The following is a 14,499-nucleotide window of genomic DNA, read 5'->3' as shown; positions in this document are numbered from 1 at the left end:
GAGCATCGCGTCCCTGAATGGCTGTGCAGACAATCCTGCTCTTGGACGGTTGCGCGTCCGACTACCCTCGGCACGTCGTCAGTCATTCGTGGTCAGCAAGTTGATCACCAATTCGGCCAGGGAAGCGAGGGGCAGTGGGGGCGCTTCAGGGGACCATCGAGGCCGACGGAGCCCGGCTCTACTACGAGACACGCGGCGAGGGCCCACCTGTCTTGATCATCCAGGGTGGCATGGGTGAAGCGGGCGCGACCGAACAGCTCGCTGACGAACTCGCTCGGGACAACCAAGTCATCTCCTATGACCGTCGTGGCCTGTCCAGAAGCACGGACGGAGGCGCTGTCCCGATCACTATGGCGCGCCACGCTGACGACGCGGCGCTGGTCCTGTCGGCCGCGACGACACAGCCGGCCCGAGTGATCGGGGCGAGTATCGGGGCGCTCATCGGACTTCACTTGGCGGTTCGGCACACAGATCGGGTCTCGATGCTGGTAGCGCATGAGCCGCCGATGGCCTCTCTGGTCCTGGACCATGAGCGTGAAGCAGAGCTGGACAAGGTCGCGGCTGCTGCGACGGTGGACGTCCGAGCGGCGATCGGCCACATGGCCTCACTGACCGGCGGTGGCCAGGACTCGGTGCAGGAGGGAGCGCGCTCGGGTCCCCTGGTCGGTGATATCGACGAGAACCTGCGCTGGTTCTTCGCCCAGGACTTTCCGGCGGTGCGGCGTTCGGCCTTGAGCGCGGATGAGATCGTGGCCGCTGCGAACACCACGACGGTCATTGCTACCGGCGGTGTGGAGTCACGAGGCGGGTGGGAGTACCGCTGTGCGCAGAAGCTGGCCCGACGTCTGGATCACGACCTCGTTGAAATGCCAGGCGGTCACAACAGTCTCGTCAGTCACCCATGGGCACTTGCCGTCGAGCTGAAGCGTCTGTTCATGGAGACAGGGCCAGATGAAAGGTGATGCCAGAGGCTGGCGCAATGATCTTCAGCTTCGACGTGGTGTGAAACAGCTTCTGCGTCAACTGGATCTCGATGCGCCCCTGGATGTTCGTGTGCTATGTGAGCGGTTGGGTGAGCATCGCGGACGCCCGATCAAGCTTGTTCCTCACCCATTACCGGTGCCCGGAGCATTTGGGTTGTGGGTAGGCACAGCGCAGGCAGATCATATCTATTACCAAAAAGAAACAACGCCTGCCCACCAAGATCACATTATTCTGCATGAGATTGGCCATATCATAAGTGGCCACGGTGGAAATAAAAACGACGCCGACCTATGGAGTCAGGTGTTTCCGGACCTTCCTCCCGAGTTGATTCGACGCATACTGATGCGAGACGGCTACGGCCCCGAGCACGAGCGCGAAGCTGAGATGGTAGCGACAGTCATAAAAGAGTGGTCGACCCTGCTCGAACGATTAAAGTTCTCTCCGGATCGGAAGACACATTCCGCCCGACGGCTTCGATCCGCATTCGATGATCACCAAGGGTGGCTATGATGTTTTTGCCGAATCTCCTTATGTGGGCTGCTTCCGGCCTTGCTGCCATGTGGAAACTAGTCCAGCTTGTTCGCGTTCCGCGCGATAACTGGCTTCGGATCGTCGTAGTTTGCACTGTCATGGTTTTCCTGGCGCTATCGGCGCAACTCATGGTCGGTGCGGCTGGATCTTCCGAGGTATTTCCGGGTCAGTCGCCTAAGCTCATTCAGAATGTAATTCTGACGCTCTTCTTCGCGTTGCTCATTGTCTTGCTGCAGTCTGCCGTTTCTCCAGTCGCCAAGCCGAAACATGGCTGGATCGAGGTTGCCATTGCACTACTGACCTGCCTCGCACTGATCAGCACATTCGCCTCGATCGATTCCGACGTTGGGGCCGTGAATTATGAAGACGCTGGCCAGACTCCGGGACTACTGGCGTTCTATGCGCTTGGGAATCTGTACATGAGCTATGCGACGGCGCGTGGTGCTCACCTCGCGTGGACCGCGTCCGACCACACCCGGTCGCGTGCTCGTCTGAGTCTCCGTCTGGCCTCTGCGGGACTGGCAGTGAACTGTATCGGTACCCATATCCCACGCGTAGTTTCTACGTCGGGACGGCTTCTGTTGGGCATCGATCCGATTCCTGGTACAGAAACATGGACAACCCCCATCTTGGCGATTGGCATAATCGCATTCTTTGTCGGGATTGGATATCCCGGGGGGCGAACACTCGTCGTGAAAATACGACTCTGGTTTGAGGCTCGCCGCGACTACCGTAAATTGCGCCCGCTATGGTCGGCGCTGTCCTCGCAATTTCCCGAAATCGCGCTCTTTCCTCCGGTGCACCCCTTGCGGGAGATGCTGCATTTCCGGTCTATGCGGTTCCGTTACTATCGGAGGATCATCGAGTGCCGCGATGGCCTTGTATCGCTCAGCCCCTACATTGCTGACCTTGGCGACGACAAAACGATTATCCGACAAGCAGAGCTTGTGCGGGATGCTATCGTACGCCGATCAGAGGGACGGGGGCCCGTTTCGGAGGCATCCGTTATCGCCGCCCCGGCGGTCTCCGGGATGGAGGCAGATGTTCAGGAATTGCTTGCGTTGGCCTGCGCCTGGAGGAAGTTTTCTGATCGCGTCGGAAACAGTGCCGTATAGGAGGTCAGCAGGTCCGCCTGATCTGAATAACGAAAGCAAACTGCGTTTTCTGGTGCTGGCTGTCCTCATTGCTGTGAATCCGATTCAATCCTGATCAGCATCGTCCTGTTCCAGGGACTGAAGCTGCTCCATCATGTTCATCAGTAGCCCACGGTGCTGGGGAGACAGCTGCCCCAGGCGCAGTGCTATATCCTTGACGTCTGACTTGCCAAGGGCAACCAGCAGTTCCAACTGTTGTGCGTACTCTTCTGCTGCTGTGTCGTCGCCGAAGTAGACCACCGAGACGCCGAAGAAATTCGCGATGTTGTTGACCAGCTCCCACGCGGGCCGCTGCTTCTTACCGGACAACAGGTCGTAGAGGTGCTGTCGGCTGACGCCGACACCGGATGCGACCTCGGCCACCGAGTAGCTACCGCCACCCTTCTCGGGCGGGCGCGGGACCACGTGAAACAACCTCTGCAGCCGAGCGGCGAACGTGTCCTGCTCGTCGGTCATGCTGTCAGCCACGCTCACCACCTCGCTACCCGTGATCCACTACCTGGACAACAGTAGCCGACTACCTGTATCGCTGTGTCATATACAACTTACATTGCGTCGCCTGTGGTTGGCATCGCGGGTAGAGCCGCATGCCCGTTGACACGTCGTGCAGGCTTGGGGCGAGAGGACGATCTGCGGCGGCGGGGCTCACGGTGTGAGCCGACAGGCGAGATTGGAAAATCACACAAAGACGCACAATAATCGGATGGGAAGTGGTCATTCCCTTAGCGACCGGCGCTGATGGCCCTGGACTCCGTCAGGTGCGTATTTCGTTACTGCCCGAAACCTCTGGTGTCAATTCAGCACACGTCTCGCCCTCGCGCGCGATCGTATCTCGGAGTTGGGCACTGGCCGTGGCGAGCAATTCCATGAGGTTGGGATCTGCATCTTCCCGAAGTGCGAGAGACATCCGAATCGTGATGGGATCTCCGTCGAGAGGGAGCACCATCACTCGACGGGAGGAGACCGCGTTGACCGCTGTCGGGTAGATCGGGGTCCAGCCCGGTGTGCCGGCGCTGATTCCGGCCAGGGTGTCCTGTAACCCGGTTGAGGGAGGACCAACGGTCGGCTCGAAACCCGCCTTGCGACAGGCTGCGGTCACGGTTTCGAAAAGCACCGGGTTCGCAGTGCGGGAGGCCACAAGCAGTGGCAGCTCGGCCAGGTCCGCCAAGTCCAATCGGGACTCGGCGGCCCGGGGGTGTGATGCCGGTAGTGCGACCACCATGGGGTCGCACCACAGTGGGAGAAGCCGCAGACCCGGGGCACTGTCGATACCACGGATGAACGCCGCGTCCAGTCGCCCCGCGCGCAACTGCTCCAGGCGAGTACGTGCCGGAAGCGTCTGGAACTCGAAGCATGCGCCGTTACTGGCGGTGGTCAGCGCATCGAGGAAGTCGTCCAGGCGCTGTCCTACGGCAGAGCCGATTCCGACACGAAAAGTGGTCGTATCAGAGGCGGCCAGGTGCTGAGCCTTGGCGGTGAGGGAGTCCAGGGCCGTGAGCAGTTCGCGAGCCTCGGGAAGCAGGGCCTGACCGGCCGGGGTGAGGCTGACCGTGCGGGTGGAGCGATCGAAGAGCTGAGTGCGTAATTCGCGCTCCAACCGACGCACCTGTTGACTGACTGTGGGCTGCCCTATGTGTAGCTGTTCCGCCGCTCGTCCGAAATGCAACTGCTCAGCGACGGCGACGAAGTACTGGATCTGCCGTAGTTCCACTGAATCCCCGCATTTTCTCCGACCTTGTCTCTACTGGCCGGGAGTGCCATCCAATGACGCTCGCCGCCTTTTCAGTCGTGCAGCGAAACCCGGAACCCCGGGTGGGGAGTTCGCATGATCGAGAACATACCAGGAGATGACTGTGCTCTTCGACGACCTGTGTACAGGGTACGTTGGCTCACTGCGAAACCTTGGAATGATGTCGGTCACTCCATGCGTCGAGATGCTGGGAGCGCCTACTGATCCCCTCTGGGGGCAATGGTGTGCGTTGGCTCTCCTCCGGTTGGTTGCGTAGTGGCCCGTTGTGCGGCTTGCGAGAGGAACACCGCAAAGGCCGCGATTCCCACGAGCGAGGCTCCCACCACGAACCAGCCCAGAGCGAACAGGTCGCCGGCCGGCAGCAGGCTGGAGAGGTAGATCCCCAGCGATGCACCCAGGAGTTGCAATGCTCCCATCAGCCCAGAGGCCGAGCCCGCCGCCGTGCGGAAAGCAGTTACGCCCGCACTCATCGACAGCGGGAGCAGGAACCCGTTGCCGAAGGTCATCACCGGCATGAAGACCAGCACCAGCAGACCCCAGGGTGCGCCGACTCCCGCGATGCCCAGGCCCAGCATCATCAGTGCGCCGGCGAAGAAGAATCCGTGACCAAGCCACAGCAACTGGTTGATGGGTCGGGTGCGGACGAGCCTGCGCGAGGAGAGGTTCCCCACCACGTAGGCGATCGAGACGGTGATGTAGCAGTAGCTGGTGGTTTCGGTGGCGAGACCCATTCGTTCGAAGACCAGGGGCGAGGCGGCGAGGTACCCGAAGTAGCCACCGTAGGCAACTGCCAGGTTCATGGTGTAGGCCCAGAACAAGGGCTGGGCCAGCAGCCTGGGGTAGCCCCGGAGCGTGGCGCCCAGGTGCCTGCTACGGCGTTCCGGCGGCAGGCTTTCGGGGATCGAGCGCGCCATGACGACCAGCGTTGCCAACCCGATCAGTGCGGTGACCAGGAACGGAGCGCGCCAGGACACGTACGTGGTCAGGTAGCCACCGATGAGGGGGGCGATGGACGGGGAGACGCCCACGATCGGCATGACCGTGGCGAACATTCGCGCCGCGTCCTTCTCGTCGTAGAGATCACTGATCACCGCCCGACCGAGGACCATGCCGGATCCGGCGCCGAGGGCCTGCAACAGCCGCCCCGCGGCGAAGACCTCGACAGTCGGCGCCGCCGCGCACACCAGTGAGGCCAGGACGAACAGGCCGAGTCCTGAGACGATGACACGCTTGCGCCCGTAGGCGTCCGAGATCGGCCCGTAGACCGCCTGTGAGATCGCGATACCGATCATGAAGGCGCTGAACGTCCATTGCACCGACGCGACCGGAGTGTCCAAGGCGTGCGCGGTGGCCGGCACCCCTGGCAAGTTGATGTCGGAGGCGAACAGCCCTCCGGCGTTGAGGGAGCACAGCACTGCGAGCAGCAGGGCGTAAGGCGTGCGTGTTGTCTCGGAGGACTTCATCGAGCGTGTCAATCTCCTGGCCTCACTGATCAATCAGTGGTGAATCAGCGCTTGGCGGCGCGGGCGGCGAGCGTCTCTCCTGCGATCGACCAACTTTCGGTGTCGATCTCCTGCACGGTCACCCACACGCTTTCCGGCTTGCTGCCAGTGGCCTGTACGTAGGCGTTGGTCAGTTCGCGGACGAGTTCGGCCTTCTGCTCGGCGGTCTTGCCGGGGGTCTGCTGCACCTGGATAAGAGGCATCGGGATTCTCCGGGATCGTGGGTGGTCTCATCACACGCGGCCCCCGGCTACTCCACCGGGGGCGGCGAGAACCACTTCAGCAGCAGGTGAGGTGACGTCCAAGACGCAAATCGCGCTGACACTCATCACGAATTGCGATTAATGAGGCCAGGGTGAGGTGTTCGGGTGCGGTGGACGCCTATGAGCTTGGGTTCTACTCAGCGGCGGGCGGTGCTGCTGGGTTGTGTCGGGCGACCCTCCATGTGACGACGCTCATGCTCAGACGAATCGCCAGGTCGGTGCAACACCCGAAGGTCCCCACTCCTGGCCTCAGCTGCCCAAAGGGCCCACCCGCAGCGACAGCCATAGTTGACGCATTCGGATGGAATGTCTGCATTCGTTGACATGCTTGTCGTCTCTGGCTTACAGTTCATCCGCTTGCGGTCGATGGGGTTTGCATCCTGAACGGGCGTCCCGCTGCTATCGAGGGCCACAAGGGGGAGTGCGAGGTCACGCAAGCGGGTCTTCGCGTTCGTGTGGCCTGGTGCCTGCGTGTCCTGAGTCTGGGGGCGGTGCGAGAAGCAGGCAGGTCGAAGCGTCGGGCGAGGGGCCCAGGTGGGCGGTTTCGGCGGAGGCAACGGTATTTCTCGCGGGCTGCCCTGCTGGGCTTGGTTATAGCCGGAGAACATTCTTTGTCAGCCGCCATAGTCGCCTCGGCCAAGCATTGAACCTGATGAGGTCATATGGAGGGAAAATGATTACCAATCTTGACGTCACTCTGCGCGACGGTGGATACAGGAACAACTTTGAATTCCCACTCGACTACGCGATTCGCCATGCCAAGGAGAGTGCCGCTGCGGGGATGGAGTGGATCGAGATCGGATATCGGAACGGTTCATTCAAGCCCATGCCAGATATCGGCATCACCGGGTTGGGAGCAGACGACTACATTCGTGCGATTGCCGACGTGGTCGCCCCGGAACGACTCTGTATGATCCTCCACCCCAAGAACATCACGGAGGACGACCTGCCTCGTATGTACGAGGCCGGCATCCGGCTAGTGCGGTTCTGCCTGCCGTCCGGCGCGCCCGGACCTGGTTTGGCCATGCTTTCGCAGGCCGCAGACCTTGGCTTCAGTACCACTGTCAACATCACGCGAGTCAGCCAACTTCCGCGACGTCGACTGGCGGAGCTCGCTGCGATGTCCGGTGATGCTGGTGCTGACGTCGTATACCTGGCCGACTCCAATGGCAGCCTGCTACCGCATGAGGTATCCGAACTTGTCACTCTGGTCCGGTCGGTGACCGATGCGGCTATCGGCCTGCACGCGCACAACAACCTCGGTCTGGCGCTTTCCAACGCGATTGCCGCGGTGGATGCGGGAGCGACCTGGATCGACTCCTCCGTGCTCGGGATGGGTAAGGGGCCGGGCAACCTCGTCACTGAACAATGGGTCGCCTACCTCGCTCGCCACGGGCGGGGACAGGGATATGACCTGGGCCGAATCCTGAGTCTCGCCCATGGCATGGAGGCGGAATTCGAAGAGGCCGTGCCTTCTCTTCCATTGCCTGACCTGATCCTGGGTCACTTCGACCTGTCCGTCGAAGAGCGCAGCAAGCTGCCCACGCATTGGATCGGTGACGCCTTCTCGGCAGCTCGCGAACTGAAGGCTGCGGGGGCCCGGTGACGCCACGTCCTCCGGTAGCGGGACCTGTGCAGGTGGAGAACCCGACCGCTGTGCCTGCCCGCCTTCTCCTTGGCGAGGGTGGTGCACCGCTCCACGCGGTTGTCCTGAGTCCAGTGCTGCCCCGTTGGGACCATGGCGCTTTCTTCCAGCGCATCGCAGAATCCCTGCTCGGTTCGGGGCACCGGATCACCGTGTACGACACGCTGTCGATCTGGAGAGAGGGCGATGACCTGGGCACCCTGGCGGATCGGTGGGTGCGGCTGCTCGCGTCGAGCAGTGACGCCGCGCCAGACGTTCTGGTCGGAAACGCGCTTGGCGGGGCGGTCGTACAGTCGATCCTCGCTCAGGAATGGACGCACCAGGCGAAGGTCCTGCTCCTGTCCGCCCCCACCGTCGCCGACGACGCTCTGAATTCCAGGCTGGAAGGGATCGCCGCCACCGTTGGAACGTGCGGCTTGGCCGCAGCGCTGCGTCGGCTCGGTGAGGTCGTGAGGGGCCCTGACCACCAGCCGGAGGGCGTCGGGTCGGGTCGCGACAGCGACAGCATTGAGCGACCGGATTCGCATGAGCAGGAGCGAGCAGGCCGACGACTGGCCGCAGGCCTGCGGCTCCTGCGCGATCTCGATGTCCGTTCCAGTGTCCGGGGCTTCCCTGGATCTCTGCTGCACGTGTACGGCGAACAGTCGCTGCTCGTACAGCGCACGCACCTCGCCACCGGGACACAGTCGAACCACGGGTACACGGGTATCCCACGTGCGGGTATGCGTCCGTGGGCGGACCAACCTGACCTGACCAGCAACGCCGTTGCTCAATTTGTAGAAAACGACAAAACATGAACCGCAAGACCATCGCAGTACTGCCTGGTGATGGGATCGGGCCGGAAGTCCTGGATGCCGCGCTTCCGGTGATCGAGTACCTCGGCGTACCCCTCGATCTGGAATTCGGCGACATCGGTTGGGAGTGCTGGCGCGCAGAGGGAAACCCCGTGCCGGACCGCACATGGGAGCTGATCAGCCGCAGCGACGCCGTTCTGCTGGGAGCCACCACGAGTAAGCCGCCTCGCGAGGCAGCAGCGCAACTGGAGCCCGAACTGCGCAAGCGCGGGGCGCAGTATGTCTCGCCGATCATCCAACTGCGCCAGCAACTGGACCTGTTCGCAAACCTTCGCCCCGTGGAGAACTACCTCGGCGGCGGTACTCCCTACCGCTTCTGCGTGGTCCGGGAGAACACAGAGGGGCTGTATGCGGGTCTCGATTTCCGCGACGTACCGGACGAGATGTGGCCCCTGGTCGCCGAACATCCCAACGTGCTCCGCAGCGGTCATGCCGACACCACGGCCAGCATCCGCCTTCAGACATCGCACGGCTTGGACCGCATCCTGCGGTTCGCCTTCGAAACCGCCCGTCACCGTGGCTACGAGCGGGTCACTCTCGCAGACAAGCCCAACGTTCTACGGCATAGCAGCGCCTACGTCCGCCAGCGTCTGGAGACGATCGCCGCGGACTACCCGGAGATCATCTCTGAGGTGCTCAATGTGGACGCGGTCGCGTTGTGGATGGTGCGTCGTCCTGAACGCTTCGGCGTCGTTGTTGCCGAGAACATGTTCGGTGACATCCTCTCCGACCTCGGCGGTGGCGTCATGGGTGGGCTGGGTCTGGCCGCCAGCGCCAACATCGGCGAAGCCGGCGGCTACTTCGAGCCGGTGCACGGCAGTGCCCCGGCCATGGCAGGTCAGGGGCGCGCCAACCCTGCTGCCGCGTTCCTGACCATCGGTCTGATGCTGGAGCATCTCGGCTTTGCCAGTGAGGCCGAGGGCATTCAGGAGGCCGTAAGGCACGTGGCCCGCCGCCGCGACCGGGTGACCTACGATCTCGGCGGTACCGCCACGACGACCGAGGCAGCAGCGTCAATCATCGACGCCTGTCGTTCGGCGCCGGACATGCCCACGGCCGCGATCCTGTCCATCGGTGACGAGCTCCTCAGCGGTGACCTGGAGGACTCCAATGGAAGGAACGCTTCACGGGTACTCGGCGAGCACGGGATTGCGGTCCGAGTTCGCCACACCGTCCGCGACGACGAGGCCGCGATCTCGGACACGATCCAAGGCTGCCTCGGGCGCGACGACGTCATCGTGGTCATGGGGGGACTTGGCCCCACTTCGGATGATGTGACCCGCAGTGCCGTAGCCCGCGCGCTCAATCGTCCCCTGGAGCACAGAGAGCGAGCCTGGCAGGGTGTCGTGGAACGCCTTACCCGCTTCGGTGTCGCTATCCACGTCGACAACCGCCGCCAAGCCCTGTTCCCTGAGGGCGCCGAGCTGCTCCCGAACCCCAACGGGTCGGCATGGGGATGCCGCGCCGAGGCCCAGGGGAGCGTAGTGATCATGCTTCCTGGCCCGCCCCGGGAATGCCTCCCGATGCTGGCGGAGGCAATGCACGAGGCCCTCGCACACCTGCCTCGCCAGCCCGAGAGGACCACGGTCTTCCGGCGCACGCTCGGCATCATCGAGGCAGATGTGGCGGCTTTGGTGGACGAGCTTGTTCGGGACAGTCGGCTGCCGATCAAGTCGGCCTATCGCTGGCACTACCCGTACGTCGATATCCGGCTGGACGGCTCGGCAGACGCGGTCGGCACCCTCGCTAAGCGCGTGGACTCCGCGCTGATGGACTACATCGTTACCGACCAGCACCGCACGGCTGTCCAGGAGTTGGCACTGCTGTTGGACCAACACGACCTGGCGCTGGACATCGATGACCAGCTCACTGAAGGCGCCTTCGCTGCCAAGCTGGCCGAGGAACGCCGTAGCAGCGGCTCGCAGACCCTCAGCGTCGCCCTGTCCGGGACATGGCAGGACGGGGACCGCGAGAACTACACCGGCACAGTCGCCCTGAGCTGTACGGTTCGCGACGCATCCGGCGAGCGCACACGTGGACTGACCATTCCCAATCGCGGAGCCGAGGTCGGCACCTACTTCACCGAGTTTGCTGGATGGTCCGTTGTCCGGCACCTCACTGACCACCGCGTCCCGGAGGTATCCGAATGACTGCTCTTGCTCCCGCACACCCTGACTTCGAAGCGCTACGCGAGCGAATGTCCCGGCTGGACACGGCCGCTGTCTCCGACGCGATGGACAGTCTCCACGCCATGGACAGTCTGCACGCCGCACCGTTCATGCTGCCCCATATCAGACCCCGAACCCCGGGCACCGTGGCTTGCGGACCCGCGTTCACCGTCCGCTATCGGCCCGTTGCGGACACTGCCGGTTTTCGCAATGCCGCCAACTACATCGATGAAGTACCCGCCGGCTCGGTCATCGTCGTTGACAATGGCGGCAGCCGCACCTGTACCAACTGGGGCTCCCTACTCAGCACGGTCGCCCAGGAAAACGGCGTGGCAGGTACGGTCGTGAACGGCTCGGTACGAGATGTGCGAGAAGGCCGTGCCCTGGGCTACCCGCTGTTCAGTACGGCAGTGACGATGGTCAGCGGTAAGAACCGCGTCGTGCTGGACCGCACCGGTGTGCAGGTAGACATCGAGGGCACGGTGGTCGCGCCGGGTGACTGGGTGTTCGCTGACGACAACGGGGCGCTGCGCATCCCAGCTTCTGCGCTTCCGGAAGTCATCCGACGTGCCGAAGCTGTGGAACGTACGGAGTCCCGTATCCGCCGAGCTGTCCTTGGTGGCAGCAGGCTGGACGCGGCACGCGCCCGCTTCGGCTACGCGCGGCCGTGGGAGGACGGGGGCGATGATGGTGACCTCTGAGTCTGCTGAGGCAGGAAAGGGCGACTGCCTCACTGCACAGACCGACCAGCTTTCTGCCTACGAAGCGCGCTTCATCGACGTCCACTACCACGTCGGACCGGACGCGTACGTGCGTCGCCATCATGCCGCCACTGCCGCTGCGATCTACGCGGAGCACGGCGGCTGGGTCGTTCTGAAGAACCACCTCGGCTCGACTGCTGCCCAGGCATGGGAGGCCCGACAGCAAGGCCTCCCCGTCTCCGGCTCACTCGTGCTCAACGATCTCGCTGGCGGCTTTGACCTGCGGGCAGTGGAGCAGGCTGTCATCCAGCACGGTGACGACAGCGGACTGCGCCTGATCGTCCACTTGCCCACAGTCACCGGCCGTGCCCACCGCAGCCGCCTGCGCCGAAGCCCCTCACACCCACTGTTGGCCGAAGGCCTACGCCCGCTGACCGTCACTCAAGATGGTCGAGTTCTTCGCCGCGACGTCCGTGCACTGCTGCACGCCGCCCGCGACTTGCCGATAGTCATCTCCACCGGCCATAGCAACGGATATGAGGTACGGCTGCTGGTCGAGGAGGCGGTACGGCTGGACCTGCCCCGTCTCTTGCTCAACCAGCCGGCCAATCCCATGACCGGGCTGGCCTACCAGGACCTTGTGGAGGTAGCCGCACCGGATCAGGTGTGGGCGGAGCAGACCGCGCTCACGCGGCTGCTCGATTACCAGAGCTGGTCTGACTTCGCCGCCGTTCTCTCCCGCCTTCCCAGGGTGGTGTACAGCTCCGACCTTGGCCAGCCATCCCAGATGGACATAGGGCCCTGGATGGACTGGACGCAGCGCTGCTTCACCGAGGCAGGGCTCACCGCCGAACGGATCGTCGAAATCACCCGCACCGGGCCATTGCGCATGCTGAGTCTGTGACGTCCTCTTGACGGATCTGGATCTCCGCCTCACGTGCAGGTTGTTGCTTGGTTCTGGAGGCTAGACACCCGAGGTATTGGCTTCATCGAGCACATCCGGACTCCCCTCCACATGGTTGTGGGTGCGCATCCGACTATCGTCGGCACTGGTCCTCAGGTGAACCAGGGTCTTCTCAGGGCTATCCCCCATGGTCTGGCCGGCGGGCCGGGCGCATTATGGAGGGGAGCATTGAGTGTGGGAGGACTTTGTCCCGCCGGGCCTTGGGCGCGGTATCCGGTGGTCTGTGAGGAGTGAGTGTGGCAGTGCATGAACCGATGTCCTCACCGGGTCACGGCGGCCGCGACGGGAGGGTGCCCGATCGCAGGTGGGATCCCGCCCAGCCGGCCATCCGCCTGACGCATGCCGAGCGTGACGCCGCAGCCGAGACGCTGAAAGAGGCCTACGCCGACGGGCGCCTGGACGACGAGGAGTTCGAGGAGCGGCTCGGGCTCGCGATGAAGGCCAAGTTCCCGGCCGACCTCGAACCGCTGTTCAACGACATCGTCCCGCGCAACGCGCACCAGTCCCCGGCGCCACACGCCTCCGCCGTGCCCCCGGCGCAGCCCGGGCAGCCCGAAGCGCCGCCGAACGGCTCGGAACGGCTGCTGGCCGCCGGCGGTCACGTCTCCGGGTACTTCCTGAGCGCGCTGGGTCCGCTGATCGTCGTGCTCGCCAGCGGGCGCACCTCCCCCTATGTGCGGAGGCACGCCTATGAGGCGCTCAACTACCAGCTCACCGTTCTGATCGCGTCGATCGTGATGATCGGCCTGGCGTGGCTGGTCATCCCCGCCATCCTGTGGGTGCTCATGATGATCGGGTGGGTCTTCATGCCGGCGATCGCCGGACTCGTCGCCCTGGTCGGCGGGCGCTGGAAGTACCCCTTCACCTGGCGGGCCGTCAAGGATTGACCGTCGCCGCGGCCGCCGTCCCCGCGGCGACGGCCCCCGCCGCCACCGGCCCCGCCACCGGCGCGGTGGCGCCGATCGCCGGACCGGTGGGTGCCGTCACTTCTTGACGCGGCCGTTGAGCTCCTGGGCGGCTTCCTCCGCCTTCTCCTCGGCCTTCTCCTTCACCTCCGTGGCCGTCTTGGCGGCCGTGTCCCCGGCCTCCTCGACCTTCTTCCTGGCCTGAGAGGCGGTCTTGGACGCCTTCTCACGGGCTTCCTCCGCCTTGTCCCCGGCTTCGTCCCTGAGATCCGACGCGGCCTTGGACACCTTCTCCTTGGCCTCCTCCGCCTTGCCGACGAGCTTGTCGCGCGTCTCGCGCACCTGCTCGCGGGCCTGGTCGAGGTTTTCCTGCCACTCCGCGTCCTGCGACGCCTGGCGCAGCTTGAGCACCCCGTACAGCACCGCCGCACCCATGGCGGCCACCCCGGCGAAGACGACGACGCGTGGGATCCGGCGCCCGTTCTTGCGAGCGGTGATCATGCGGCGGCGCGCCCGGTTGGGCTCCACGCGGGCCGCCGCCGCGGTGAGCAGGTCGGCGACGCGCGGTGCGACGGTGTCCTCGACACGGTGCGCGGCGGTCTCCAGGCGCGGTGCCGTCCAGCCGCGGGCCTGCAGCAGCCCCTGGGCGGCGCTCTCCTTGGCCTGGCCTGCGTAGGGTCCGAGACGTTCGGCCTGCTCGCGCGCGACTTCCTGCAGGCGGGCGAGAGCCGCCTCGGCCTCGGCGTTGCCCGCGCGACGCTTGAGCTTCTTGCGCACAATGACCTCCCATGCGATGACGGATGTGGGTAGCCCCCTGCCCGTTCGTGCCGGTCCTTATGCGTATGTTCGGCTATTCGGACCTGGTCGTACGGCTCGGGCGCAGCCGTTATCCCTGTGTTATCTCCCCTGGTATCTCAACATACGTCCACTCCGTCCACGAATCGACGGTTCGACACGCGACGCGACGGTCACCCGCATTCGCTCGCCTGGCCCTGTTGAGCCCCGATCGGACGGGTCCGCTCAGGCTGCCCGATGGTCCGGGGGAGCGGCCGTCCCCTGACGACGGCGGGTAACGTGG

General features: G+C 64.1%; 14 protein-coding genes. 9 read left to right on the top strand and 5 right to left on the bottom strand.

Annotated features, from left to right (window positions below; all coding sequences use genetic code 11):
- Window positions 1–134 precede the first annotated feature (134 nt).
- The 3 genes from HNR23_RS21905 to HNR23_RS21895 are packed head-to-tail and all read left to right on the top strand — an operon-like array spanning window position 135 to window position 2,630.
- Window positions 135–962: an alpha/beta fold hydrolase gene (locus HNR23_RS21905; protein WP_221308212.1), complete on the top strand. Its 828-nt coding sequence runs from the start codon at window positions 135–137 to the stop codon at window positions 960–962.
- Window positions 952–1,494: a hypothetical protein gene (locus tag HNR23_RS21900; protein WP_184078289.1), complete on the top strand. Its 543-nt coding sequence runs from the start codon at window positions 952–954 to the stop codon at window positions 1,492–1,494. Before HNR23_RS21905 ends, HNR23_RS21900 begins: the two co-directional genes overlap by 11 nt.
- Window positions 1,491–2,630, top strand: coding sequence for an MAB_1171c family putative transporter (locus tag HNR23_RS21895; RefSeq protein WP_343070776.1), 1,140 nt, complete (start codon window positions 1,491–1,493; stop codon window positions 2,628–2,630). Before HNR23_RS21900 ends, HNR23_RS21895 begins: the two co-directional genes overlap by 4 nt.
- An 84-nt stretch (window positions 2,631–2,714) precedes the next feature.
- Here the strand turns inward: HNR23_RS21895 and HNR23_RS21890 are convergent, their stop codons facing one another.
- The 4 genes from HNR23_RS21890 to HNR23_RS21875 form a co-directional block, all read right to left on the bottom strand.
- On the bottom strand, window positions 2,715–3,137 hold the full coding sequence (locus HNR23_RS21890) for a helix-turn-helix domain-containing protein (protein WP_184078285.1): 423 nt from the start codon (window positions 3,135–3,137) through the stop codon (window positions 2,715–2,717).
- A 286-nt stretch (window positions 3,138–3,423) separates the two neighbouring features.
- Window positions 3,424–4,380, bottom strand: a complete 957-nt coding sequence (locus HNR23_RS21885; protein ID WP_184078283.1) for a LysR family transcriptional regulator — start codon at window positions 4,378–4,380, stop codon at window positions 3,424–3,426.
- 236 nt (window positions 4,381–4,616) lie between these two features.
- Window positions 4,617–5,882 carry a multidrug effflux MFS transporter gene (locus HNR23_RS21880; protein WP_184078281.1) on the bottom strand — a complete coding sequence of 422 codons (1,266 nt, stop codon included), beginning with the start codon at window positions 5,880–5,882 and terminating at the stop codon, window positions 4,617–4,619.
- Window positions 5,883–5,926: 44 nt separating this feature from the next.
- On the bottom strand, window positions 5,927–6,124 hold the full coding sequence (locus HNR23_RS21875) for a tautomerase family protein (RefSeq protein WP_184078279.1): 198 nt from the start codon (window positions 6,122–6,124) through the stop codon (window positions 5,927–5,929).
- Between the two features lie 733 nt (window positions 6,125–6,857).
- Here HNR23_RS21875 and HNR23_RS21870 point away from each other — a divergent pair.
- From HNR23_RS21870 to HNR23_RS21845, 6 genes are all read left to right on the top strand, one after another.
- The gene (locus HNR23_RS21870) at window positions 6,858–7,790 is read left to right on the top strand and encodes a beta/alpha barrel domain-containing protein (protein ID WP_184078277.1); all 933 of its coding nucleotides are present in this window, start codon (window positions 6,858–6,860) and stop codon (window positions 7,788–7,790) included.
- Between the two features lie 113 nt (window positions 7,791–7,903).
- Window positions 7,904–8,626, top strand: coding sequence for a hypothetical protein (locus tag HNR23_RS21865; protein ID WP_184078275.1), 723 nt, complete (start codon window positions 7,904–7,906; stop codon window positions 8,624–8,626).
- Window positions 8,623–10,833 (top strand): isocitrate/isopropylmalate family dehydrogenase, encoded by a 2,211-nt coding sequence (locus HNR23_RS21860; RefSeq protein ID WP_184078273.1) that lies wholly within the window; start codon window positions 8,623–8,625, stop codon window positions 10,831–10,833. The genes HNR23_RS21865 and HNR23_RS21860 overlap by 4 nt, the downstream gene beginning before the upstream one ends.
- The gene (locus HNR23_RS21855; protein WP_184078271.1) at window positions 10,830–11,552 is read left to right on the top strand and encodes an RraA family protein; all 723 of its coding nucleotides are present in this window, start codon (window positions 10,830–10,832) and stop codon (window positions 11,550–11,552) included. The genes HNR23_RS21860 and HNR23_RS21855 overlap by 4 nt, the downstream gene beginning before the upstream one ends.
- Complete coding sequence (locus tag HNR23_RS21850; protein WP_221308209.1) at window positions 11,536–12,456, top strand: DUF6282 family protein; 921 nt, start codon at window positions 11,536–11,538, stop codon at window positions 12,454–12,456. The genes HNR23_RS21855 and HNR23_RS21850 overlap by 17 nt, the downstream gene beginning before the upstream one ends.
- A 296-nt stretch (window positions 12,457–12,752) precedes the next feature.
- Window positions 12,753–13,403 (top strand): DUF1707 and DUF4870 domain-containing protein, encoded by a 651-nt coding sequence (locus HNR23_RS21845; protein WP_343070658.1) that lies wholly within the window; start codon window positions 12,753–12,755, stop codon window positions 13,401–13,403.
- Window positions 13,404–13,499: 96 nt separating this feature from the next.
- Here the strand turns inward: HNR23_RS21845 and HNR23_RS21840 are convergent, their stop codons facing one another.
- Entirely contained in the window at window positions 13,500–14,198 is a 699-nt protein-coding gene (locus HNR23_RS21840) for a YtxH domain-containing protein (RefSeq protein ID WP_343070657.1), read from the bottom strand.
- Between the last annotated feature and the right edge of the window lie 301 nt (window positions 14,199–14,499).

Origin of the sequence: Nocardiopsis mwathae (assembly GCF_014201195.1) — a bacterium.
Classification (GTDB): Bacteria; Actinomycetota; Actinomycetes; order Streptosporangiales; family Streptosporangiaceae; genus Nocardiopsis_C; species Nocardiopsis_C mwathae.
The sequence above is the reverse complement of the archived record's forward strand: the minus strand, read 5'-3'. Positions and strand labels throughout refer to the sequence as shown.